Annotated in this window: 21 protein-coding genes; 3 read left to right on the forward strand and 18 right to left on the reverse strand. The window is 64.8% G+C overall.

From position 1 onward, the window contains the following. Positions 1-125: 125 nt before the first annotated feature. The 7 genes from AC628_RS26525 to AC628_RS26550 all read right to left on the reverse strand — a co-directional run bounded on the left by AC628_RS26525 (position 126) and on the right by AC628_RS26550 (position 8,594). Positions 126-704 carry a hypothetical protein gene (locus tag AC628_RS26525; RefSeq protein WP_021080004.1) on the reverse strand — a complete coding sequence of 193 codons (579 nt, stop codon included), beginning with the start codon at positions 702-704 and terminating at the stop codon, positions 126-128. A 187-nt stretch (positions 705-891) separates the two neighbouring features. Then, positions 892-1,878 (reverse strand): acrylyl-CoA reductase (NADPH), encoded by a 987-nt coding sequence (gene acuI, locus AC628_RS26530; RefSeq protein WP_074129775.1) that lies wholly within the window; start codon positions 1,876-1,878, stop codon positions 892-894. A gap of 46 nt (positions 1,879-1,924) precedes the next feature. Continuing rightward, positions 1,925-3,169 (reverse strand): MFS transporter, encoded by a 1,245-nt coding sequence (locus AC628_RS26535; protein ID WP_074129762.1) that lies wholly within the window; start codon positions 3,167-3,169, stop codon positions 1,925-1,927. 361 nt (positions 3,170-3,530) lie between these two features. Beyond that, positions 3,531-5,027 carry a cell wall hydrolase gene (locus tag AC628_RS26540; protein WP_074129763.1) on the reverse strand — a complete coding sequence of 499 codons (1,497 nt, stop codon included), beginning with the start codon at positions 5,025-5,027 and terminating at the stop codon, positions 3,531-3,533. A gap of 123 nt (positions 5,028-5,150) precedes the next feature. Next, positions 5,151-5,309 carry a hypothetical protein gene (locus AC628_RS44250; protein ID WP_168193459.1) on the reverse strand — a complete coding sequence of 53 codons (159 nt, stop codon included), beginning with the start codon at positions 5,307-5,309 and terminating at the stop codon, positions 5,151-5,153. 128 nt (positions 5,310-5,437) lie between these two features. After that, positions 5,438-8,347: a pyruvate, phosphate dikinase gene (ppdK, locus tag AC628_RS26545; protein ID WP_074129764.1), complete on the reverse strand. Its 2,910-nt coding sequence runs from the start codon at positions 8,345-8,347 to the stop codon at positions 5,438-5,440. A 91-nt stretch (positions 8,348-8,438) separates the two neighbouring features. Continuing rightward, on the reverse strand, positions 8,439-8,594 hold the full coding sequence (locus AC628_RS26550; RefSeq protein ID WP_021080009.1) for a DUF3096 domain-containing protein: 156 nt from the start codon (positions 8,592-8,594) through the stop codon (positions 8,439-8,441). A 234-nt stretch (positions 8,595-8,828) separates the two neighbouring features. On the opposite strand from AC628_RS26550, the gene AC628_RS26555 reads away from it, so the two are divergent. Next, entirely contained in the window at positions 8,829-9,188 is a 360-nt protein-coding gene (locus AC628_RS26555; protein WP_074129776.1) for a DUF1236 domain-containing protein, read from the forward strand. Positions 9,189-9,552: 364 nt separating this feature from the next. On the opposite strand, the gene AC628_RS26560 is transcribed toward AC628_RS26555, so the two are convergent. The 9 genes from AC628_RS26560 to AC628_RS26600 form a co-directional block, all read right to left on the reverse strand. Beyond that, positions 9,553-10,653, reverse strand: a complete 1,101-nt coding sequence (locus AC628_RS26560; protein WP_074129765.1) for a hypothetical protein — start codon at positions 10,651-10,653, stop codon at positions 9,553-9,555. A 138-nt stretch (positions 10,654-10,791) separates the two neighbouring features. Beyond that, positions 10,792-11,163 carry a GFA family protein gene (locus AC628_RS26565; protein WP_074129766.1) on the reverse strand — a complete coding sequence of 124 codons (372 nt, stop codon included), beginning with the start codon at positions 11,161-11,163 and terminating at the stop codon, positions 10,792-10,794. Positions 11,164-11,165: 2 nt separating this feature from the next. Continuing rightward, positions 11,166-11,759, reverse strand: a complete 594-nt coding sequence (locus AC628_RS26570; protein ID WP_074129767.1) for a class I SAM-dependent methyltransferase — start codon at positions 11,757-11,759, stop codon at positions 11,166-11,168. Positions 11,760-11,762: 3 nt separating this feature from the next. After that, a complete protein-coding gene (gene glyS / locus AC628_RS26575) occupies positions 11,763-14,054 on the reverse strand; it encodes a glycine--tRNA ligase subunit beta (protein ID WP_074129768.1) in 2,292 nt (763 codons plus the stop codon). After that, the gene (locus AC628_RS26580) at positions 14,054-15,001 is read right to left on the reverse strand and encodes a glycine--tRNA ligase subunit alpha (RefSeq protein WP_074129769.1); all 948 of its coding nucleotides are present in this window, start codon (positions 14,999-15,001) and stop codon (positions 14,054-14,056) included. Before AC628_RS26580 ends, glyS begins: the two co-directional genes overlap by 1 nt. A gap of 246 nt (positions 15,002-15,247) precedes the next feature. Continuing rightward, positions 15,248-15,439, reverse strand: a complete 192-nt coding sequence (locus AC628_RS26585; protein WP_021080015.1) for a hypothetical protein — start codon at positions 15,437-15,439, stop codon at positions 15,248-15,250. A gap of 115 nt (positions 15,440-15,554) precedes the next feature. Further along, positions 15,555-16,490, reverse strand: coding sequence for a S49 family peptidase (locus AC628_RS26590; RefSeq protein WP_074129770.1), 936 nt, complete (start codon positions 16,488-16,490; stop codon positions 15,555-15,557). A gap of 242 nt (positions 16,491-16,732) precedes the next feature. Continuing rightward, complete coding sequence (locus AC628_RS26595; protein ID WP_245321318.1) at positions 16,733-17,560, reverse strand: tRNA1(Val) (adenine(37)-N6)-methyltransferase; 828 nt, start codon at positions 17,558-17,560, stop codon at positions 16,733-16,735. Further along, the gene (locus tag AC628_RS26600; protein WP_026193157.1) at positions 17,553-17,780 is read right to left on the reverse strand and encodes a putative signal transducing protein; all 228 of its coding nucleotides are present in this window, start codon (positions 17,778-17,780) and stop codon (positions 17,553-17,555) included. Before AC628_RS26600 ends, AC628_RS26595 begins: the two co-directional genes overlap by 8 nt. Positions 17,781-17,915: 135 nt before the next feature. Here AC628_RS26600 and AC628_RS26605 point away from each other — a divergent pair, with 135 nt between their 5' ends. Next, positions 17,916-18,926, forward strand: coding sequence for a polyprenyl synthetase family protein (locus AC628_RS26605; RefSeq protein ID WP_074129777.1), 1,011 nt, complete (start codon positions 17,916-17,918; stop codon positions 18,924-18,926). Positions 18,927-19,135: 209 nt separating this feature from the next. On the opposite strand, the gene AC628_RS26610 is transcribed toward AC628_RS26605, so the two are convergent. Both AC628_RS26610 and AC628_RS26615 read right to left on the reverse strand, forming a co-directional pair. Then, entirely contained in the window at positions 19,136-19,840 is a 705-nt protein-coding gene (locus tag AC628_RS26610; RefSeq protein ID WP_245321319.1) for a transglutaminase-like domain-containing protein, read from the reverse strand. Between the two features lie 201 nt (positions 19,841-20,041). Continuing rightward, the gene (locus AC628_RS26615) at positions 20,042-20,881 is read right to left on the reverse strand and encodes an AraC family transcriptional regulator (protein WP_074129773.1); all 840 of its coding nucleotides are present in this window, start codon (positions 20,879-20,881) and stop codon (positions 20,042-20,044) included. A 236-nt stretch (positions 20,882-21,117) separates the two neighbouring features. Here AC628_RS26615 and AC628_RS26620 point away from each other — a divergent pair, with 236 nt between their 5' ends. Further along, the gene (locus tag AC628_RS26620) at positions 21,118-22,359 is read left to right on the forward strand and encodes an ABC transporter substrate-binding protein (protein WP_074129774.1); all 1,242 of its coding nucleotides are present in this window, start codon (positions 21,118-21,120) and stop codon (positions 22,357-22,359) included. The last annotated feature ends 16 nt before the right edge of the window (positions 22,360-22,375 follow it).

A 22,375-nucleotide genomic window follows, 5' to 3' on the forward strand; every position in this document is an offset into this window, starting at 1 on the left:
GTTAGAGCTTTTTCGAGCGAAGCCTGTCCCGCACTTGATGCGGGATGGATACCGGTTCGCGTGAAGAAAACGCGTCAAAACAAGAATCTGGAGCCTCGTCCCGATTCAATCGGAACGAATGGGCTCTAGTCGGTGGAGCGGCGCAATTCCGGTGCGCTCTCGACCTTTGCGGGCTCGGCCTTGACCGGCTCGAGCTTCGCGCTTCCGACCTGCGGCGTCTCAACGCGCGACACTTCGGTCGGCGTGGCATCGGCCGATCGGGTGCGCGGGTGCAGCGTGCGCGGACGCGCCGCCGCGCGCGCCATCAGCATCTGCTGGCCACCCTGGTGATGGAAATCGCAATAGGCGAAGCCCATGCCGGAGACCGAGCCGCGGAACGAGCGATCGTCCTGCTTGTCGAGATTGAAGCAAGGCTCGAACGGAATGCCCTTCAGGGACGCGCAAACGCTCTGGCCGCGGATCTGCAGCGTATTGCCGGGCAGGCGCACGTGGCGGATCGGGCCGGAGCCGGAGAACTGGATCGAGCCTGCCGCGCCGAGGTCGTCGAGGATACGGCCGGCGCCGCGGGTGCCATCGAAACAGGTGAAGGCGAATACCTTACCGGCGACGAATCTGCGGGCCTCATCGGCATTCATGCTGCCTGCGAATGCCGGCACGACCATCGCTCCGGCCGTGACGGCCCCCAACACCAAACGCGCAAGCATGAGCTACTCCACTTACGAGCGCGGGCACCCGCTCCTTGTTGAGCATGATCCCCGCTACCGACGCTTCTCGGCGTCTGCGCGAGGACACCCGGCCCCCCGGGATCATGCTGCAAGCCTCTTTACCCGCTGCTTACCATACCAACAGTGGCAACATTGGAGCAGCTTCGTTGGTAAAGTCTGAACGTCCTCAGACTATTTTTACCACGATCCGCCCGCGGACCTGGCCGCCGAGGATCTTCGCACCGTAACCCATGACGTCGTCCAAGGCGATTTCATGAGTGATATCAGCCAGTTTCGCCTTATCCAGATCGCGGGCAAGGCGCTGCCAGGCGGTCCTCCGGAGCTCGATCGGGCACATCACGGAATCGATGCCGAGAAGGCACACACCCCGCAAAATGAAGGGCGCGACCGACGACGGCAGGTCCATGCCGGCCGCCAGACCGCAGGCCGCGATGGCGCCGCCGTATTTGGTCATCGAAAGCAGATTGGCGAGCGTGGTCGATCCGACGCTGTCGACGCCGCCGGCCCAGCGCTCCTTCGCGAGCGCCTTCGGGGCACCGGACAACTCGGCGCGGTCGATCACCTCGGTGGCGCCGAGCCCCTTGAGATAGTCGGCCTCCGACATCCGCCCCGTCGAGGCGATGACGTGGTAGCCGAGCTTGGACAGCACGGCGATCGCGACCGAGCCGACGCCGCCGGCCGCACCCGTCACCACGATCGGGCCGCTCTTCGGGGTCAGACCGTGCTTCTCCAGCGCCAGCACCGACAGCATCGCGGTGTAGCCGGCCGTGCCGACCGCCATCGCGTCGCGGGCCGAGATGCCGTCAGGCAGCCGGACCAGCCAGTCACCCTTGACGCGGGCCTTCTCGGCATAGGCGCCGAGATGGGTCTCGCCCATGCCCCAGCCGTTGCAGACAACCTTGTCGCCCGCCTTCCAGTCGGGATGGCTGGATTGCTCGACCGTGCCGGCGAAATCGATGCCGGCGATCATCGGGAAGCGGCGCACCACCGGTGCCTTGCCGGTCAGCGCCAAGCCGTCCTTGTAGTTCAGCGTCGACCATTCGACGCGGACGGTGACGTCGCCGTCCATCAATTCCGCGTCGTCGAATTGGGTCAGTGCGGCGGTGGTACCCTTGTCCGCCTTGTCGATCCTGATTGCCTTGAACGTTGCCACGATGAGCACTCCCCGTAATCTTGGTTTCGGGGGAGTGTTTAACCCATCAGGCAGGCTGCGCAACCGGGCGCGCGACCGGCGCCTCGACGATCGGCAGGTTGATCAGGGCCGACAGCACGCCGAACAGCACCGACAGCCACCAGATCGGAGTGTAGGAACCGAACTGCTCGAACACGACGCCGCCGAGCCAGACCCCGAGGAAGCCGCCGACCTGATGGCTGACGAAGGCGAAGCCGTAGAGGGTGGAGAACCAGCGGGTGCCGAACATCAGCGCGACCAGCGCCGAGGTCGGGGGGACGCTCGACAGCCACAGCAGCCCTGAGACCGCACCGAATGCAATCGCCGAGAACGGCGTGACCGGGAACGAGATGAACGCGACCGTCGCCAGCGCGCGTGAAAAATAGATCACCGAGAGCAGATAGCGCTTCGGAAAGAAGTTCTGCAGCCAGCCGACGCTGAGCGAGCCGACAATGTTGAACAGGCCGATCGCAGCGACCACCCAGCCGCCTGTTGTCGCCGGTATGCCGCGATCCGCCAGATAGGCGGGCAGATGGATCGTGATGAAGGCGAGCTGAAAGCCGCAGGTGAAGAAGCCGAGCACCAGCAGGACGTAGGAGCGATGGCCGAAGGCTTCCGCCAGCGCCGTCTTGAACGATTGCTGATCGGCAGGCGCCACATCCTTCGTCTCCGCCGGCGGCGTCGCCAGCGCGAGCGAGAGCGGCAGGATCAACAGCATCAGCGCGCTGAACACGACCAGCGCAGTCTGCCAGCCGAAATTGTCGATCAAGGCGACGCCGAACGGCGCAAACAGGAACTGGCCGAACGAACCGGCGGCGGTGCCGGCGCCGAGCGCGATGCCGCGCCGCTCGGGCGGCAACAGCTTGCTGAACGCCGCCAATACGAGATTGAACGACGAGCCCGACAGGCCGAACCCGATCAGCACGCCGGCGCTGATGTCGAGCGACACTGAGGTGGTCGAGTAACGCATCAGCAGCAGGCCGGCGGCGTACAGCAAAGCGCCGACGATCATGACGCGCAGCAGCCCGAAGCGGTCGGCAATAGCGCCTGCGATCGGCTGGCCGAGCCCCCACAGCAGGTTCTGCAGCGCAATGGCGAGGCCGAACACGTCGCGGCCCCAGGCGAATTCGCGGCCCATCGGCTGCACGAAGAAACCGAGGCTGGAGCGCGGGCCGAAACTCAGCAACGCGATCGCGCAGCCGCAGACGATGATGACGAGCGGCGTGCGCCAAGTGCCGGACGCCGGCCGAAGATCTCCGGTGGTAACAGCCATCTTGCCTTCCCCCGCGACTGGCGGGGGAACCGCCCCGCAAAACGTTACGGGGAGTTAATGCAGCTGCATGCAAATCCCAAGAGGCGCTGGAGAAAAATATTCGCCTGCAGAGCTGCCCTGCAGATTATACGATCGTCATTCCGGGGCGCGCGCAGTGCGAACCCGGAATCTCGAGATTGGCTTGCGGCATCTCCGAATATCGCGGCGGCTCAGGCCGAATGGCGAGGACCCCCTGAAAGGGGGAAGGTCGGGATGGGGGTCAGCCACAGGTGACGGCATCTGCGGATAGAGCGGATCCTCACCTGATTTGCTCTAACGAGCAAAGCGACCTCCCCTTTCCAAGGGGAGGTTAGGTTGGCACCTACCGCTTGGTGCTGGCCTGCTCGGCGGAGCTCTGGGCGGCCTCGGCGAGCTGCGCCGAGATCTTGGCGGTCTCAGCCGCGCTGCCCCAGCTCGGCGCGTCGCTGCCGTCGCCCCAGGCGCGCGGGCGATAGAAGGTGTGGACGCCGAACTTGTACGTCTTCTTCATTTCGCTGACCCAGGACGGCCGCACCCAATAGGCGTGGTAGTGGGTCGAGCGATCGACTTCCGGCAGCCACAATTTGCCGTCGAGCATCGCCTTCGCGATCTTCCTGGCGCGGTCCCACATGTCGGGCTCGCGGACGACGTCGGGGATGTTGTCGCAGGCGAAGGTGAACTGGCAGGCGTAGTGGCGGTTCTTGTTCTGATAGACCACGCCGCACACCGTCTCCGGATATTTGCCGGAGAACGCGCGGTTCAGCACCACCTGGGCGACTGCGATCTGGCCGCGCACCGCTTCGCCGCGAGCCTCGAAATAGACCGCCTCGGCGAGGCACTTCTCCGACTTGGCGCGCGACTTGTCGTCGAACAGGCCGAGCCGTTCCGCCGGCGTCTTGCTGTGCTGGTCGTCGGCGTTGACCTCGCCCTTCGGCGCGATGCTCTCGCCCATCTCGCCGGCCTTGACCGGACCGTCGGCATCGACCGGCAGTGACGCCATCACCTTCATGTCGGGATCGGGCTGCGCTGCGGGCGCCACGACGACCGGCGCCTCGCCGGGCTGCCAGCGCTCGAGATTCTCGGGCGTGCCGAGCGACGAGCCGAAGAACAGGCTGGCGGTCTTGAATGCAAACGGGTCGCGCTCGTGCACTGCATCGACAGGCGGCGCAGCGGCAGGCTTCGCGGGCGCAGGCTTCAGGTCGTCGAGCGGATTGGCCTCGAGCGACATCGACACGTCGTATTGCTGCGGCGACGGCTTGGCATATTGCGGCAGCGGCGGCGCACGCAGCGCCTCCTGCAATTCGGGATCGAGCGGCGCGTTGTCCGCAGGTGCGCTGCCACTCGTTGCGGTCGCCGTCTTCATGCCCTTGACCGACGAATTCGAGGTCGCGGGATCCTCGTTTGCGGGCGCCGGGTTTGCGGGCTCTGCGGGATCAACCTGGTCGGGCCGCCTGACGACGAGGCGATCGCCCTTCAATGTGCGATCGACCTTGGGAAAATCCGATGCCTGGTAGCGCGGCGGTGGCGTGGTGATCGGATTGCGCGTCACGGCGCCGGTGATGTCGCCGCTCGAGCTGTCCAGCCGCGCGAGCAGGATCTGCGGATCCTGCGGCGCGGAGGTTCCGATCGGACGGCCGAAGCTGTAGGTCGCGACCTGGATGGAGCCGACCGCGGAGGCGAAGACGCGCTTCTGCCAGCGCTCGGCGACGCCGGGCTGTCGGGCCAGGAGCGAGGCAATATCCTGATATCCGAGCTCGGTCGGCATCAGTGCGAAGATGCCAAGACCGAGACCGAAGAGCGCGAGCCGTGCGCCCTTCGGCTGGTTACGCGACACAAACATCGTACGCTCACGCAACGCTTACTGAGTGCAATCGAACGCGGTACATCCGCGCAATTCGACCTTTCCCGTTGCTAACTTGTTTAGGTTGCCGCGGAGTTAATCAGCGTTGCCCGCGCGCTACACTCAAGCGATCGCAACGCCTTCGCGCATTGCATCGCGCGCCTTGGTAAATGCGCAGCGCATGAAAGTCGTAAACAACTGGTCAACGCAGATGGTGAACAAAGTGTTGCGCGCGCCGTAGGACGCCGGCGCGTAGGATGGGTGGAGCGCAGCGATACCCATCATCTCTCCAAGCGGGGGCAAATGATGGGTATCGCTTCGCTCCACCCATCCTACGAAACCCTGACGGCGCTCAACAAAATGGCCGGGACTTGGTCCCGGCCATTGCACTCTCTGAACAGCGCGATCGCTCACGCCTGGCTGGCGATCTCCTTGCCGAGCGCGGCCTGTGCGGCGGCGAGACGCGCGATCGGCACGCGATAGGGCGAGCACGAGACGTAGTCGAGCCCGACCTCGTGGCAGAATGCGACCGAGGCGGGATCGCCGCCGTGCTCGCCGCAGATGCCGACCTTGAGGCTCGGCCGGGTCTTGCGGCCGCGCATCACGCCGATCTTGACCAGCTCGCCGACGCCGTCGCGATCGACCGAGATGAACGGATCGATCTCGAGGATGCCCTTGGCGACATAGGTGCCGAGGAAGCTCGCAGCATCGTCGCGGCTGATGCCATAGGTGGTCTGCGTCAAATCGTTGGTGCCGAAGGAGAAGAACTCCGCGGTCTCGGCGACCTCGCCGGCCATCAGGCAGGCGCGCGGCAGCTCGATCATGGTGCCGACCTGGTAGGTCAGCTTGACGCCGGTTTCCTTCATCACCGCGCTCGCGGTCGCATCGATCCGCGCCTTGACCAGATCGAACTCGGCCTTGGTCGCGATCAGCGGCACCATCACCTCGAGTCCGACCGCCTTGCCGGTGCGCTTGCCGGCTTCGACGGCGGCCTCGAAGATCGCGCGCGCCTGCATCTCGGCGATCTCGGGATAGGCGATCGCGAGACGGCAGCCGCGGAAGCCGAGCATCGGGTTGAACTCGGACAGTTCGCGGGCACGATCGGCAAGCTTGCGCGGATCGGTGTTCATGGCGCGCGCCACTTCCTCGATCTCGGCCTGGGTGTGCGGCAGGAACTCGTGCAGCGGCGGATCGAGCAAGCGGATCGTGACGGGCAGACCCTTCATGATCTCGAACAGCTCGACGAAGTCGGCGCGCTGCATCGGCAGCAGCTTCGACAGCGCGGCGCGGCGCGACTGCTCGTCCTCGGAGAGGATCATCTCGCGCACGGTGCGGATGCGGGTCTCCTCGAAGAACATGTGCTCGGTGCGGCAGAGGCCGATGCCTTCGGCGCCGAACTTCACCGCGGTGCGCGCGTCATCGGGCGTGTCGCCATTGACGCGGACGCCGAGCTTGCGGACCTCGTCGGCCCAGCCCATCAGCGTGCCGAACTCACCGGACAGCTCCGGCTCGATCATCGGCATGCGGCCGGCCAGCACCTGACCGACCGAGCCGTCGATGGTGATGACGTCGCCGGTCTTGAAGGTGCGCGAACCGACGCTCATGGTGCCGCGGCCGTAATCGACGCGGATGGTGCCGCAGCCGGAAACGCAGGGCTTGCCCATGCCGCGCGCGACCACCGCCGCGTGCGACGTCATGCCGCCGCGGGTGGTGAGGATGCCTTCGGCGGCGTGCATGCCGTGGATGTCTTCCGGGCTGGTCTCGATGCGGACCAGGATCACCTTGCGTCCGTCGGCCTGCAGCTTGGCCGCTTCGTCCGACGAGAACACGATCTCGCCCGAGGCCGCACCGGGCGACGCCGGCAGGCCGGTCGCGATCACGTCGCGCTTGGCGGCCGGATCGATGGTCGGATGCAGCAGTTGGTCGAGCGAGGCCGGATCGATCCGCGTCACCGCGTCCTTGCGCGAGATCAGGCCCTCATTGGCGAGCTCGACCGCGATGCGCAGCGCCGCCTTCGCGGTGCGCTTGCCGCCGCGGGTCTGCAGCATCCACAACTTGCCCTGCTCGACCGTGAACTCCATGTCCTGCATGTCGCGGTAGTGCTTCTCGAGCAGCGTGTAGATCCGCGTCAGCTCCTTGAACGCGACCGGCATCGCGGCTTCCATCGACAGCTTGTCGGAGCCGGATTCCTGGCGCGCCTCTTCGGTGATGTCCTGCGGCGTGCGGATGCCGGCGACGACGTCCTCGCCCTGCGCGTTGATCAGGAACTCGCCGTACAGCTTGCTCTCGCCGGTCGAGGGGTTGCGGGTGAACGCGACGCCGGTCGCCGACGTCTCGCCCATGTTGCCGAACACCATCGCCTGCACGTTGACGGCGGTGCCCCACGACTCCGGAATGTCGTGCAGCTTGCGGTAGGTCACCGCACGCGCGTTCATCCAGGATGAGAACACCGCGCCGATCGCGCCCCAGAGCTGGTCATGCGGATCCTGCGGGAAGTCGTGGCCGGTCTCCTTGGCGACCGCCTCCTTGTACTTGCCGACCAGCTCGACCCAGTCGTCGCCGGTGAGGTCGGTGTCGAGCGAATAGCCCTGGCCGTCCTTGAAGGTGTCGAGGATGTCCTCGAAGTGATGATGCTCGAAGCCGAGCACCACGTCCGAATACATCGTGATGAAGCGGCGATAGCTGTCATAGGCGAAGCGACGGTCGCCGGAGAGTTCGGCAAGCGCTTCGACGGTACGGTCGTTGAGGCCGAGATTGAGCACGGTGTCCATCATGCCCGGCATCGAGGCGCGCGCGCCCGAACGCACCGAGACCAGCAGCGGGTTCTTGGCGTCGCCGAACGTCTTGCCGGTCAGCTTGCCGACATAGTCGAGCGCCTTCTCAACCTGTGCTTTCAATTCCTTCGGATACGTCTTGTCGTGGTCGTAGAAATAGGTGCAGACCGAGGTCGGAATGGTGAAGCCGGGAGGCACCGGCAGGCCGAGATTGGCCATTTCTGCGAGGTTGGCGCCCTTGCCGCCGAGCAGATCGCGCAGGGTCGCCTGGCCCTCGGCCTTGCCGTCGCCGAACGTATAGACCCACTTGCCTGCCTTGATCGCCGGCGGAGCCGCCTTCGTCGCAACGGCCTTCGCCGGCGCCTTGCTAACGGGCTTTGCGGCCGGTTTCACAGCCGGCTTGGCGGCGGCTTTCGGGGCACTCTTCTTCAATGCCTTGCGCGCCGGAGCAGCCTTGCGAGCCGCGGCGGAGGGCTTTGATTTCGCTGCGGTTTTCGCGGCAGATTTCATAGCAGGTTTCTTGGACTTCGCGACGGCTTTGGCCATGTCAGACAACAATCCGGAAGGAGGGGTCGAAGATGCGCGCCTTACACCACTTTGAGGGGTTCCGCGCAAGCCGCGAAACCCCGCTTTCCCGCTACAGGTGCAGCCAGCGCAGCAGGCCCATTCCCACGAGCCCGACGAAGATCAGGTAGATCGCGACGATGTAGTTGAGGAGCCGCGGCATGATCAGGATCAGGACGCCTGCAGCCAGAGCGACGATAGCAGGCAGATGCCCAGCGGTGATGGTCATTGAAGTTTTCTCCGGCAGTTTTTGGAGGTGCGAATCGAGCGGCAGTTTATCCGCTGAGGAGGTTCCCCACATCAAGACGTCTGGCGTAGCAACAGGTTCCCGCAACTCACGAAAATTGCTCCAAAATGCCGCGTATATGGCGGCGGCTTTTCCGGAACATCACCACGTCAGATGCATTGGCTCGGCATGCGCTTCGGCGAAGGCCGAATGCTGCGTGAAAGAATGGAGCGAGCCATGCGAAACAGAATATTTGCCGTTGCAGCGGTTGCTGCCGCGATCACGGTGCCGGCTGTTGCCGCACAGGCCCAGACCGTCGGTATCGTCCGTGGTGGTCCTCCGGTCGCAGTCGAAGAGGATGGAGGAATCGCGGTCGAACAGCGGCCGGCGTTCCGCGAATATATCGTGCGCGAGCGCGTGCCGAACTACACCGTTCCCGATCGCGTCGTGGTCGGCACCGTGCTGCCCGACGCCGGCGTGACATATTACGACGTGCCGCAACGGTTCGGCGCGACGCCTTATCGCTACACCGTCGTGAATGGTGAGACCGTTCTGGTCGAGCCGCGTTCGCGACGGATCGTTCAGGTGGTCGACTAGAGCAAACGTAAGCGCGATGGCCTGAACGAACAGTCCGGGCGCCGCGCAAGCGGATCTGCGCGAAGGTCGACCGGACCAGAAAGCCCCGCCCGGCCTCCCCACCGGGCGGGGCTTTTCTGTTGTGTTCTGATGAACTCTGAAGCGTGATGAGATTAGGCTGGGCTGGATCGACGGCGGAGGTTCACCTCTCCCTTGGGAGAGGTCGGCGCGTAGCGCCGGGTGAGGGGTCCGGTCCCTCGTTAGAGCTGCGGCCCCTCACCCGATTTGCTTCGCAAATCGACCTCTCCCCGATGGGGAGAGGTGAAGTAAGTGCGTGGTCGAACTGGTTTGATCCGAACTGATCTTCCTCCAGTCTGGCGTCGGCTTATGATTTCAGGATCGAGAGCAGCGTCGAGGTCGACTTGTAGCTTTTGATCGCGGCGTCCTGGAAATCCTGCGTCCAGTTGGCCGCCTGACGTTCCTCCGCGCTCATCGAGGAATACTGCTTGAGGATGCCGAGTGAGAACTGGCGCGGATCGCCGGCGGACTGGCTCTGCTTCAACGCGTCGAGCACCGCAAGACGCGTCCGCGTGTTGAGCTCCTGCTTGGCCGCGAAGATCTCCTCGCCTGAAAACTTCTTGTCCTGATTCAATGAGATCGCCGACAGCGAGCGATTGTCGAGCGAGGACAAGTCGGCGAGCTGTCCGGTCTTGCGCCTGGCATCGTAGACCAGTTCCTTGCCGTGGCTCGCCGCCTCGCTCTTCTGCCGATCGAGGAAGGCGCGCACGTCGCTCGCCACACTGCTGAAGTCGCGCGTATTGCCCGTCGTGGGCGACGTGGTCCCAGCCAGCGCGGCGGCGATCGGATCGCCTGTGATCCCGCTTGGCGCCTTGTTCGGATCCTGCTGGGTCGCCTGAACCCCCTTCAGCACCGCGGCGCGCTGGCTGGCCCAGGTCGCGGTGGCCTTCTCCTCGTCGCTGGCACCGTCGAGATAGTCGAGCGCCGCCTTGTAGCTGACGCTGTAGTCGCCGGTCAGGCGCGTGGTCGCCAGCGACGGCGCCAGTGCCTTGTCGAAGCGCTGCTTCAGTTCGGTCGCCGCAACCGCCTGCTCGTCCGGCGTGAAGTTGCCGCCATTGTTGGTTGAGATCGCAAACAGCGAGCGGCGGTCCAGGGTCGAGAGATCGATCGTGGTCTTGCCGTCGACGATCGGCTTCTTCACCCCCGCGACCGTGTAGAGCCGGTCGAGCGTTGTGCGCGCATCATTGGTGACGGTCGCAAAATCCGGCAGCGGCGCCTTGGCGAGCTGTGCGCGGGCGGCGTCCGATAGCGTGAGATTGGTTGCCGCGCTCGATGTCGAGGACGCCGAAAGGTCGCCGGCCGTGCCGTCGCCCGACAAGGTCGCCGCCAGCGAAGGCGTCGCGGCGGCCCGCGCATAGGCCGAACCATATTGGGCATAGGGATTGGGCGAGGTGCCGATCGAGGTCATCGGGGAGGTCCCTGCATTGGCGCGAGGGGCGATTTCTTAAGAAATCGTTGATCCGGCGCGACCTTCGCAGGGCGTGGTTAACAAATTGCAAATTGTGTCTAAATATTTCCCGGCCAAAACGAACGCCGCGCCGATCCGTCAGATGTCGGCCACCCAGCCGTGGCGGCGCTGCTTGTGGACCGCGACGGAAGGCGCCGGAAAATCCGGGTCCGCGAACGCACCGACCGCGACTGCAACGAGGTCGGGCATCCGCGCCGGCTCCCAATAGACCGACGACCCGCAATTCGGGCAGAAATGGAACACCACGGAGGAGCCGCTGTCGCCAGGCCTGGTGTATTGCCGCGCCTCGCCCTGCGGCTCGACATCAGCGCGGCTGAAGAAGGCGGCGACGCCGTAGGTGCTGCCGGTTCGCTTCTGACATTCCAGGCAATGGCACAGCGCGACCGTGGCCGGCTCGCCCTGACAGGTCGCGCGAAGCTGTCCGCAGGCGCATGTCGCAAGCCGCGTCATCGTCACCTCCTCTTGCTGGCGACCAGACGGTGAATGATCTTGCCGGAGGACGCGCTGACGACTTCCGCGTCGAGCAGCAATTCGGCCGCCGCCAGTTCGGCCCGCACCAGCGCGGTATCGAACGCCGCGTAGAGTCGGCCGTGCGCATCGCGCGCATCGTCGCCTCTGGTGACGCGCCAACTAAGATATAGCACGCCGCCGGGCTTCACGATATCGAACATGCGGCGGACCGACGGCGCGATCCGTGCGTGGTCGAGATGCATGATCACGGTCTCGCACAGCACATTGTCGAAGCTGTTGGCAGCGATGCCTAAGAGTTCCGGCAGCTCGGCGCGCGCAAAGCGCAGCGCCGGATAGCGAGCGCGAGCCTCCGCGAGCAGGCCCTCGGAGGCATCAAAACCTTCGGCCGGAAAGCCATTGGCGTTGAGCCAGGCGACCTCACGGCCGCTGCCGCAGCCGATATCGGCGGTCGCACCGCCCTTGATGAAGAATTGCCCGACGATCTCCTGCAGATCGGTTGGCGCCGGCTGCTCGTGCCAGTCCTGCGCAAACGCCGCCGCCTCCTTGTCGTAAGCGGCGAGCGTTGCGCGGTCCATCGGTCAGCCTTCGATCCTGGAGAAATCCGCCACCGCACGCGTCGCGGCACGGATCTCGTTGAGCAGTTTCAGGCGGTTTTCGCGGACCTTCGGGTCATCGTCGTTGACCTTGACCTTGTCGAAGAACGCATCGACCGCCGGGCGCAGCTTGGCCATCGCGCTCATCGCGGCGGCGAAGTCTTCCTTGGCGACGGCGGCGGATGCCTCGGCCTTCACCTGGTCGATCGCCGCAGCCAGCGCCTTCTCTTCGTCGAGCTTATACAGCCCGGCGTCAGGCGCACCGTCAAACGTGCGCTTGTCCTTCTTCTCCTCGATGCTGAGGATGTTGCTGGCGCGCTTGGTGCCCGCGAGCAGGTTCTTGCCGTCGTCGCTGTCGAGGAATTTGCCGAGCGCCTCGACGCGGCGGACCACGAGCAGGAGATCGTCCTGGCCGCCGAGCAAGAACACCGCGTCGACGAGGTCGTGACGCGCGCCCTGGTCGCGGAGCTGGACCTTGAGGCGGTCGGCGAAGAAGGTGAGCAGATCGTCGAGCCTGGCATGTGCCTGCTTTAGCATCGGATCGTCTGTGGGGACGTCGGATATCTTCGAATATTCGCTTACCCGCAAAACATCGACGGCGCTGCCGAGAACATTACCAACGCCCTCCCGGATTTCTGAGCTGTCTTCCGGTGCTGCGTTCAGCAGCGCGCTCGTTGCCGCCCCAACGACTGATTCTGCGGCAGTCTTTAGCTGCCTCGAAACAAAACCGTTCCGTGCGACAAACAACGGAAGAGATAGAATTGAGGCGAGACTGATCGGAATGTTATTTTCTAGGACTAGTCGAATTACGCCCAGCGCAGCACGCCGCAGCGCGTAGGGGTCCTTCGATCCCGTCGGTTTCTCATCGATCGCCCAGAATCCAATCAGCGTATCCAGCTTGTCAGCCAGCGCCACCGCGACGCTGACCGGATCGGTCGGCACGCGATCGGTCGGACCCTGCGGCTTCCAATGCTCCTCGCTTGCGGCGGCGACCGAGGCGTCCTCGCCCTGCGCCAGCGCGTAGTATTTGCCCATCAAGCCCTGCAGCTCCGGGAATTCGCCGACCACTTCGGTCAGCAAATCCGCCTTCGCGAGGCGCGCGGCGCGTTTCGTCTTTTCGACGTCGGCGCCCACCAGCGGCGCGATCTCGGCTGCCAACGTCTCGATCCGCTTGATGCGCTCCGCCTGGGTACCGAGCTTCTCGTGGAACACGATCTGCTCGAACTTCGGCAGCCGGTCTTCCAGCCTGGTCTTGAGGTCGGTCTCGTAGAAGAACTTCGCATCCGACAGCCGCGGGCGGATCACGCGCTCATTGCCGGCGACGATGGTCTTGCCGCCGTCGGGCGCCTCGATGTTGGCGGTCAGCACGAACTTGTTGGTCAACTTGCCCGTCTTGGGATCCCTGACCACGAAGCACTTCTGGTTGTTGCGGATGGTGGCGCGGATCACCTCATCCGGGATCGACAGGAATTCCTTCTCGAACGATCCCATCATCACGACAGGCCATTCGACGAGACCGGAGACCTCATCGACCAGCACCTGATCCTCGACCAGCTCGAGGCCCTGCGCGAACGCCAGCTCCTTGGCGTCCTCGACGATGATGTCCTTGCGCGCCTGCGGATCGAGGATCACCTTGGCGGCCTTCAGCTTGGCCTCGTAGTCCTCGAAGCGCCGTACCGAGATCGCGCCCGGCGCCATGAAGCGATGGCCGTAGGTGGTCTGCCCGGCTTCGATGCCGTCGACCGAGAATTTGACGACATCCGGCTCCTCGGTCTCAAGACCGAAGGTCGCGGTGATGGCGTGCAGCGGACGCACCCAGGTCAGCGAGCCCGACTTGGCCGAGCGCGCGCCCCAGCGCATCGATTTCGGCCACGGGAAGGTGCGGATGATGACGGGGAGGATTTCGGCGATGACGTCGATCGCAGCGCTGCCCGGCTTTTCGATCAGCGCGATGTAGAAGTCGCCCTTCGCATCCTTCTGGATCTTTGCTTCATCCAGCGACTTGAGGCCGGTCGCTTTCAGAAAGCCCTGCACCGCCGCATCCGGGGCGCCGACCTTCGGGCCGCGACGTTCGGTCTTCAGGTCGGGCTGGCGCGCGGGAATGCCGCGCACGGTGAGCGCAAGGCGGCGCGGGGTCGCGAACGCCTTGGCACCTTCATAGACGAGGCCCTCGGCGACCAGCTTGTCGGTCACCATGCGGCGCAGATCGTCCGCCGCCTTCGCCTGCATGCGCGCGGGAATTTCTTCGGAGAACAGTTCGAGGAGAAGATCGGGCATCAGACCGCCCTGCCCGTTTCAGTGTGGATCCAAGCTTCGCCGCAGGCCTTCGCCAGGTCGCGCACGCGGGCGATGTAGCTCTGCCGCTCCGTCACCGAGATGACGCCGCGGGCGTCGAGCAGGTTGAACACGTGGCTCGCCTTGATGCACTGGTCGTAGGCCGGCAAGGCCATCAGATGTTCCTTTTGATTTCCTCCCGGGCTCTTAGATTCTTGCCAGCCGGCGGCGAGATATTTGCGGCAGGCCTCTTCCGCCATCCTGAACTGCTCGAACAGCATCGTGGTGTCGGCATACTCGAAATTGTGCCGCGAATATTCCTGCTCGGCCTGCAGGAAGACGTCGCCATAGGTCACCTTCTCGGCGCCCTCGCGGCCGTTGAAGTTGAGGTCGTAGACGCGGTCGACGCCCTGCACATACATCGCGAGCCGCTCGAGCCCGTAGGTAAGCTCGCCCGCAACCGGCGCGCATTCGACGCCGGCGACCTGCTGGAAGTAGGTGAACTGCGAGACTTCCATGCCGTCGCACCAGCATTCCCACCCCAAGCCCCAGGCGCCCAGCGTCGGGCTTTCCCAATCGTCCTCGACGAAGCGGATGTCGTGGATGGCCGAATCGATGCCGATCGCGGCCAGCGACTTCAGGTACAAGTCCTGAAGGTTCGGCGGCGACGGCTTCATGATCACCTGGAACTGGTAGTAGTGCTGCATCCGGTTGGGATTTTCGCCGTAGCGGCCGTCCTTCGGCCGCCGCGACGGCTGCACATAGGCCGCGTTCCAGGGTTTTGGGCCGAGCGCGCGCAGCGTGGTCGCGGGATGGAAGGTGCCGGCGCCCATTTCCATGTCGTAGGGCTGCAGGATGACGCAACCCCGCTCGGCCCAGAATCGCTGGAGGGCCAGGATGAAGCCCTGGAACGAACGTTCCGGGCGCATGTGGTCAGGCAGGGCGTCCATCGTTGGAATCGATCTCGCGAGGGGGGTGTGAAAACGCGCGGGACCGTATCGGCGGCGGCCAATGGAATCAAGGCGATGGGGGATGTTTCTGCTACCTCGCCCCGCTTGCGGGGAGAGGTCGAAATCTGCGCAGCGCGCGGATTTCGGGTGAGGGGGACTCTCCGCACACTCTCGTCTTTCGAGTTTGCGGAAGCAGCCCCTCACCCCAGCCCTCTCCCCGCAAGAGCGGGGCGAGGGAGTCCAAAGCTAGCCCGGGCGATACGCCCCGGTCACGGGGTCGCGGCGCAGGGTCTTGATTTCGCTCGCACGCGAGGCCTCGGCCACGCGGGACAATCGCGCCTCTTCCAGTTCCTGGTTGATCCGGACGGCCGTCTTGTATGCCCAGCGGACCACGGCCAGACCACCCAGGACGCCTGCGAATGCAATCAGCGGCGGCATCGGTCGATCCTTGTCGTTCACGTCTGTCAGGCCCCCAATACCCCCATTGTCGCGCAAGGCGGCCTGCGCCGCAATCGCGGTTTTGGGGCTAAATGGCGCGCTCAAATCCCCGTGTTCACAGCCCGAATCTGGCCCAAATTGCCCGTGTTTCCACCGCCGAGATCAGATCGTCCGGCAAGGTCGCGATCCCGTCCAGCGCCGCCATCGAGCCTGCCCCGGGCGCCCTGCGGCCGAGCAAGCCGGACAGCATGCCGCTGGCGGGCGCGATCACCGGGGTCAGCACCTTCTCGCCATAGCGGGCCCGCAGCGTGGCGCGGAGGTCGCCGATGCCGTCAGCAAGCCCGAGGCCAATGGCGGTCTCGCCCGCCCAGTATTCGCCGGTGAACAACTCGTCGTCAGGCCCCTTCAGGCGGCCGCCGCGGCTCTGCTTCACCAGCGCAATGAAGATCGCGTGGATCTCGCGCTGGATCGACTTCAGCCGGGCGACGTCGTCGGGGTTTTCGGGGAGGAACGGATCGAGCATCGCCTTGTGCGCGCCCGCCGTATAGAGCCGCCGCTCGACCCCGATCTTTTTGATCAACCCCTCCAAGCCGAAGCTGCCGCCAACCACGCCGATCGAGCCCAGGATCGAGGACGGATCGCAATAAATCTCGTCACCCGCGCAGGCGATCATGTAGCCGCCGGAGGCCGCGACGTCCTCGACGAACACCAGCACCGGCAGCTTCTTCTCGGCCGCCAGCTGGCGGATGCGCAGATAGATCTGGCGCGACTGCACCGGCGAGCCGCCAGGCGAATTGATGACCAGCGCCACCGCCTTGGCATTCCGCGTGCCAAAGGCGCGCTCCAGCATCTTGGCAACGCCGGAGAGCGTCATGCCGGGCCGCAGCGGCGTCACCGCCCCGATCACTCCCGACAGCCGCACCACCGGCACGACCGCCGTGCCGCGCCGGAAACGTGCCGGCAACATTCCCTGCACGCGATCGAACACTCCCGAACGTCCTCCGGAATGTGCTCCAGAATGGCCTTGGCGATCACTTATTTGTTCACTCATGCCGTTACCTCGGATTAACCACTTTTTATCACGCCAGTGTCATTGGATTTCGTGGAACGCGTTTTGCATTTTGTCATTGGGGTTGCAATTCGCGGCGGCGAGGGACTCATGAAAATCTATCTGCTGATTTTGCTGATCGGTACGCTCCTGACGGCGATCCGCTTCACATCAAGGCCGGAACGCCAGTCGGAAACGGCTTCGCAGTGATTTAGTGCCAGTGACGCGGGCAGTTCGCCTGCCCGTCAGCGCCGCGCCAGCGGCAATTCTCCTTTCCCAGCCAAAACCTCCTGCACCCATTTATTGGGCACACCTGACTCTTCATTGAGCAACAGCGCGGCATGGAGCCGCGTCGGCGCCCGGCCACCCTTGGTGGCCCGCACCAGGATTCGGATCGCCGGCGACGTCCCGTCACCATGAACCGGCAGCAGTTCGAGGCTGCCGAAGCCGCGGTCCAGCGCAGCCAGCACGTCGGCAATCCCGTCGGCCCGCCAGATCATCGCAAGCTGCCCGTTCGACTTGAGAATCCGCCGCGCCGCATGGACCCAGGCCGCAAGCGTGGTCGCGGTTGCGACATGGGCGCGCTGACGGACGCCGTCCGGCGAGGCGCGGTGCCGCAACGGATCGTTGAACGGCGGGTTCATCAGCACGACATCGGCGCTGTCGGGCGCGAGGCCGGCATGCTCGAAGGCTGCGGCGCCGGCTTCGACGTCGAGCACGATCACGTCGGCCATGATCGCGTTGGCGCCGGCATTATTCCGGGCAAGCTCGGCCATTGCAGGGTCGATTTCGACCAGGACGAGGTCGATCCCCCTCACCCGCCGCGCCACCGCAAGCCCGGCGGCGCCGACGCCGGCGCCGAGATCGACGACACGGTCGCCTGACCGGGCCGGCGTCGCCGCGGCCAGCAGGATCGCGTCATGGCCGGCACGGTGGCCGCCGCGGGGTTGCCGGAGGCGCAATTGCCCGCCGAGGAATCCGTCCTCGGTGATCTCGCCGGCCGGCGACTGCTTTTTTGACGCGTTTTCTTCACGCGAACCGGGGCCCACTTTGCTTGAAAACGCTCTAGTCATCAGCCCGCAATTCGTGGCCGAGGCCGGCATCGGTCAGGAGCTGGCGGGCCTCGTGGTTGTCGTCCTCGTGCACCAGGATCCGCCGCGGCAGCACGCCGAGCGAGCCCTCGATGATGCTCATGTTCTGGTCCAGCACCAAATGGTGGATGTTAGCGCTGTCGAGCAGCGCGCCGATGGCGGAGACCAGCACCATGTCATTGGTCCGTACCAATTCCCGCAAAATACGCTCTCCTGTCGCCCCGGCAGTGCAGCGAATGCGTCATATGTCAACAGCTTCGAGGCCTTGCCGCTGCACCGCGCAGTTTCTATTGTTATAGCTGAGCATAATGCGTATTCGGCAAAATTGGAGACCAGCGTGGCGGTTATTGTACCCTTCGAAAGCCCGTCCAATGCTTCGATCGACGGGCTGGTGGGACTTGTCGCCGCCGACATGGAGCGCGTCAACGCGACCATCATTTCGCGGACCGGCTCCGAGGTCACCATGATCCCGGAGGTTGCCAATCATTTGATCTCCTCCGGGGGCAAGCGGCTGCGCCCGATGCTGACCCTGGCGATGGCCCAGCTCTCCGACTACACAGGCGACGGCCATATCAAGCTCGCCGCCGCGGTCGAGTTCATGCACACCGCGACCCTGCTGCATGACGACGTGGTCGACGAGAGCGAGCTGCGCCGCGGCAAATTGTCCGCGCGGATGCTGTGGGGCAACGAGGCCAGCGTGCTGGTCGGCGACTTCCTGCTCGGCCAGGCGTTCCGGATGATGGTCGAGGTCGGCTCGCTGCGCGCGCTCGACATTCTCTCGGCGGCCGCCGCCACCATCGCCGAGGGCGAGGTGATGCAGCTCGCCGCCGCCAAGAACACCGCGACCACCGAGGACGAATATCTCGCCGTGATCAGGGGCAAGACGGCGGAGCTGTTCGCCGCGGCCTGCGAGGTCGGTCCCGTGATCGCCAACCGGCCCAAGGCCGAGCAGACCGCCTGCCGCTCGGTCGGCATGAATCTCGGCATCGCCTTCCAGCTCGTCGACGACGTGCTGGACTATGGCGGTAAGTCGGCCAAGCTCGGCAAGAATGTCGGCGACGATTTCCGCGAGGGCAAGATCACGCTGCCGGTGGTGCTCGCCTTCCGCCGCGGCAACGACACCGAGCGCAAGTTCTGGATCCGCGCGCTCGAGCGCGGCGAGATCGGAGAGGCCGATCTCGACCACGCGATCGGACTGATGACCAAGCACCGCGCCCTCGAGGACACCATCAGCCGCGCCCAGCATTACGGCGCGATGGCGGTCGACGCGCTGGCGCTGTTCCCGCCCTCGGCGATGAAGACGGCGCTGGAAGAGGTCGTGGCGTTCTGCCTGGCAAGATCGCACTGAGTTAGCAACGCAAGCTCGCGGCCGCATAAACGGTGTCGTCCCGGCGAAGGCCGGGACCCATACTCCGCGGCGAGACTTGCAGGCGGGACTCGTCGTTCCGACGTCGCTCCACCATCAACATCAGTGGTTATGGGTCCCTGCTTTCGCAGGGACGACATCGAATTTGCGGTGGCACCTAGATCTCGAAGTCCGGCGCGCGCGAGCTTCAGCTACACGTCCTGCACGCAGTCGAGCACGGCGTTGAACACGGCTCCGGGAACACGCACCCGCTCATCGCGATCAAGCGCGCCGAGTTCATCGACGTGAGCATCGGGCCCACGACTGACGATTGCCAGGCGGTCGAAAAAGGCGAGATCGAGTTCGCTGTCGTGCATGCGCATGGCGCCCCAAACGTCCCACGGCAGCATCTCGCGATTGTTCAGCGCGCCGATGTCGCGGACGAGATTGCCCGCAATGAACCAAAGACCGTGCATGTCGAGGATGCCGAAGGCGCTCGGATCACGGCTCCCGGCGCGGCAGAGCGACCAGGCATCGCCGGCGACCAGGAACTGATCGCGCGGTACGTCCGCCGCATCGAAGCCGATCCCGAACAGCTCACGCTGCCGATCGTCGATCTGGGAATCGAACAAGACCCAGCATTTCCTGCCTTCGTTCCAGTACTCCGTCACCCAATGGTCGAGGTATTTTCCCGCTTCGAAATAGGCGCCAAACCCGCAACGGGCGCGCGCCGGAATGCCCTGCGTGCGCAACATCGCCACATGAAGCAGCGTGAAGTGCCTGCACACACCGACCTGCCGCTCGTTGACGGCACGTGCCACGGCAAGCGGCCGGGCGTCGCGCGCCACGATTTCATCCAGCATGCTCTCGACGGCGCGGACCTGCGATTGCGCTTGCCGGTCGCCGCCGAGCGTCACCCCATAGGCCGGGGCGATGTGCTGATGGATCAAGAGACCCTGCACCGTCGTCGCAAGCGCGCCGGCGCCCCGCGGCAGGCCATCGAACAGAGCGGCGTGACGCCCCGGATCGCTCATCGCAACGGGTCTTTCGTATCTGTCGACGTTCATCTGAAGGGTCTCCCGCACGTCTCGCCTGCCGCGCAACCACTACACAAGCCGCTACTCCTTCACCGGCACCCAGATCTCGAGCCCGCCGACGCCGGTCGACGCGTCGAACCTCTCGTCGTAGCGCTCGAAGTTCGGCGCGTCGGCGACCTTCATGCCGGATTGCGGCAGCCAGCGATTCCAGATCGTGTTGACGGTGCGGCGGATGGTCGAGATGTGATCTTTGTGGGTGAACACCACGTATTTCTGCGCCGGGATCCGGACGCGCGCGAACTCGCGCGGCAGGTCGGAGAAATCGGCGACCTCGACGCCCGCGATGTAGTCGAAATTGCCGGCATCGTCGCCGTTGCAGCCTACGCCGTAGGCGCCATTGCCGACCTGGCGGGGAATATGCGCGTACTGCTGGTGGAAGCCATGCCACTGGTTCGGAATGCCGGCCGTGCTGTCGTTGGCGTGGTTGTAGCGCTCGCCGACGCCGGCGACGAGAAAGGCCTCGCCGGTCGCGATGCGCGGCGGATCGAGATGATCGAGCGCGGTCGAGATCATGGTGATCGGCTCCTGAAGCTTGAGCGTCGCCAGGCACGTCGTCGCGCGCACCGTCTCCGGCGTGACGCCGAAATGGTCGCGAAACGCGCGGGTGAATGCCTCGTGGGAGCCGTAATCCGCATCCAGCGCGAGCGTGAGAATATCGGGCGCACCGGCCGCAAGCTCGCGCGCGGCCTCGCTGAGGCGGCGCGCCCGCACATAGCGCATCACCGAAAACCCGGTCGCCTCCGCGAACGCCCGCACCAGATGGAAGCGCGAGACCCCGGCGACAACAGCGATATCATCGAGCGTCAGCGACGTGCGCAGGTGGCTTTCGATGTACCAGAGCGCCTTCTGGGCTGGATTCATGGACGACGGCCTTCCTGCAAAGCGCGGGCATCATGCATGGCCGCGACGCGCGGCATTTGACAGTCCTTGCTGCGCGCGGCGAAACCACGGTTCCGCTCTGCGAAATTTTAACCCAAAGCCGTCGCTGGCAACAGCGTTGCAATCGTGCATACTCGCTGACGCATCGATCCGACGGCTCATCAAGCTGCCCGAAAATCAAGACCGCACGAGCCGCGGCCAGCATGTCAGGGAGGACAATGATGCACCACCAACGCCTGAGCTATGCCAACTGCGTCGCATCAGCGGCGCTTGCCGGACTTTTGACGATCACCGTCGCCGGCGCAGCCAACGCCCAGAAGAAATACGATCCGGGCGCGACCGACACCGAGATCAAGGTCGGCAACATCATGCCCTATTCGGGCCCGGCGTCGGCCTACGCCACGATCGGCAAGACGGAAGCCGCCTATTTCAACAAGCTCAACAGCGAGGGCGGCATCAACGGCCGCAAGGTCAACTTCGTCTCCTACGACGACGGCTACAGCCCGCCGAAGATGGTCGAGCAGGCCCGCAAGCTGGTCGAGAGCGACGAGGTGCTGCTGATCTTCAATCCGCTGGGCACGCCGGGCAACACCGCGATCCAGAAATACATGAACGCCAAGAGGGTGCCGCAGCTGTTCGTCTCCACCGGCGCCGCCAAGTGGAACGATCCGAAGAATTTTCCGTGGACCATGGGCTGGCAGCCGAGCTACCAGGTCGAGGCGCGCATCTATGCCAAATACATCCTGCAGAAATATCCCGGCAAGACCATCGGCGTGCTCTACCAGAACGACGATTTCGGCAAGGACTATCTGATCGGCCTGCATGAGGGGCTCGGCGAAGCGGCCAAGAAACTGATCGTCGTCGAATCCTCCTACGAGACCACGTCGCCGACGGTGGATTCGCAGATCGTGCAGATCAAGGGCGCCAACCCCGATATCTTCGTCAACATCGCGACGCCGAAATTCGCGGCGCAGGCGATCAAGAAGGCCGCCGAGCTCGACTGGCATCCGGTCCAGTTTCTGACCAACGTCTCGGTCTCGATCGGCGGCGTGATGAAGCCGGCCGGCTATGAGGCGAGCCAGGATATCCTCTCGACCCAGTATCTGAAGGATCCTGCCGATCGCGAGTGGAAGAACGATCCGGCCATGAACGAGTGGCGCGCGTTCATGACCAAATGGTATCCCGAGGGCGACCAGAACGATGCCTCCACCGTGTTCGGCTACGGCGTCGCCAAGGGGCTGGAGCAGGTGTTGCGGCAATGCGGCGACAACCTCACCCGCGACAACCTGATGAAGCAGGCGGCCAGCCTCAACTTCGAGATCGGCATCTATCTGCCCGGCACCAAGATCAAGACCGGGCCGGACGACTACGCACCGATCGAGCAGTTGCAGATGATGCGCTTCAAGGGCGAGAGCTGGGAGCGGTTCGGCCCCGTCATGAGCGGCGAGAAGAGCAGCTAGAGCATGATCCGGAAAA

The sequence above is a fragment of the Bradyrhizobium sp. NAS96.2 genome, from assembly GCF_001908235.1.
Taxonomy (GTDB): Bacteria; Pseudomonadota; Alphaproteobacteria; order Rhizobiales; family Xanthobacteraceae; genus Bradyrhizobium.

Bases quoted from the DNA above. Each gene is read 5' to 3' on its own strand.
- AC628_RS26525 (WP_021080004.1), bottom strand. From the start codon at position 704: ATGCTTGCGCGTTTGGTGTTGGGGGCCGTCACGGCCGGAGCGATGGTC.
- AC628_RS26615 (WP_074129773.1), bottom strand. From the start codon at position 20,881: ATGAATCCAGCCCAGAAGGCGCTCTGGTACATCGAAAGCCACCTGCGC.
- AC628_RS26580 (WP_074129769.1), bottom strand. From the start codon at position 15,001: ATGGACGCCCTGCCTGACCACATGCGCCCGGAACGTTCGTTCCAGGGC.
- AC628_RS26590 (WP_074129770.1), bottom strand. From the start codon at position 16,490: ATGAGTGAACAAATAAGTGATCGCCAAGGCCATTCTGGAGCACATTCC.
- AC628_RS26570 (WP_074129767.1), bottom strand. From the start codon at position 11,759: ATGGACCGCGCAACGCTCGCCGCTTACGACAAGGAGGCGGCGGCGTTT.
- glyS (WP_074129768.1), bottom strand. From the start codon at position 14,054: ATGCCCGATCTTCTCCTCGAACTGTTCTCCGAAGAAATTCCCGCGCGC.
- AC628_RS26620 (WP_074129774.1), top strand. From the start codon at position 21,118: ATGATGCACCACCAACGCCTGAGCTATGCCAACTGCGTCGCATCAGCG.
- AC628_RS26585 (WP_021080015.1), bottom strand. From the start codon at position 15,439: ATGCCGCCGCTGATTGCATTCGCAGGCGTCCTGGGTGGTCTGGCCGTG.
- AC628_RS44250 (WP_168193459.1), bottom strand. From the start codon at position 5,309: ATGGGTATCGCTGCGCTCCACCCATCCTACGCGCCGGCGTCCTACGGC.
- AC628_RS26550 (WP_021080009.1), bottom strand. From the start codon at position 8,594: ATGACCATCACCGCTGGGCATCTGCCTGCTATCGTCGCTCTGGCTGCA.
- AC628_RS26540 (WP_074129763.1), bottom strand. From the start codon at position 5,027: ATGTTTGTGTCGCGTAACCAGCCGAAGGGCGCACGGCTCGCGCTCTTC.
- AC628_RS26565 (WP_074129766.1), bottom strand. From the start codon at position 11,163: ATGACGCGGCTTGCGACATGCGCCTGCGGACAGCTTCGCGCGACCTGT.
- ppdK (WP_074129764.1), bottom strand. From the start codon at position 8,347: ATGGCCAAAGCCGTCGCGAAGTCCAAGAAACCTGCTATGAAATCTGCC.
- AC628_RS26560 (WP_074129765.1), bottom strand. From the start codon at position 10,653: ATGACCTCGATCGGCACCTCGCCCAATCCCTATGCCCAATATGGTTCG.
- AC628_RS26535 (WP_074129762.1), bottom strand. From the start codon at position 3,169: ATGGCTGTTACCACCGGAGATCTTCGGCCGGCGTCCGGCACTTGGCGC.
- AC628_RS26555 (WP_074129776.1), top strand. From the start codon at position 8,829: ATGCGAAACAGAATATTTGCCGTTGCAGCGGTTGCTGCCGCGATCACG.
- AC628_RS26595 (WP_245321318.1), bottom strand. From the start codon at position 17,560: ATGACTAGAGCGTTTTCAAGCAAAGTGGGCCCCGGTTCGCGTGAAGAA.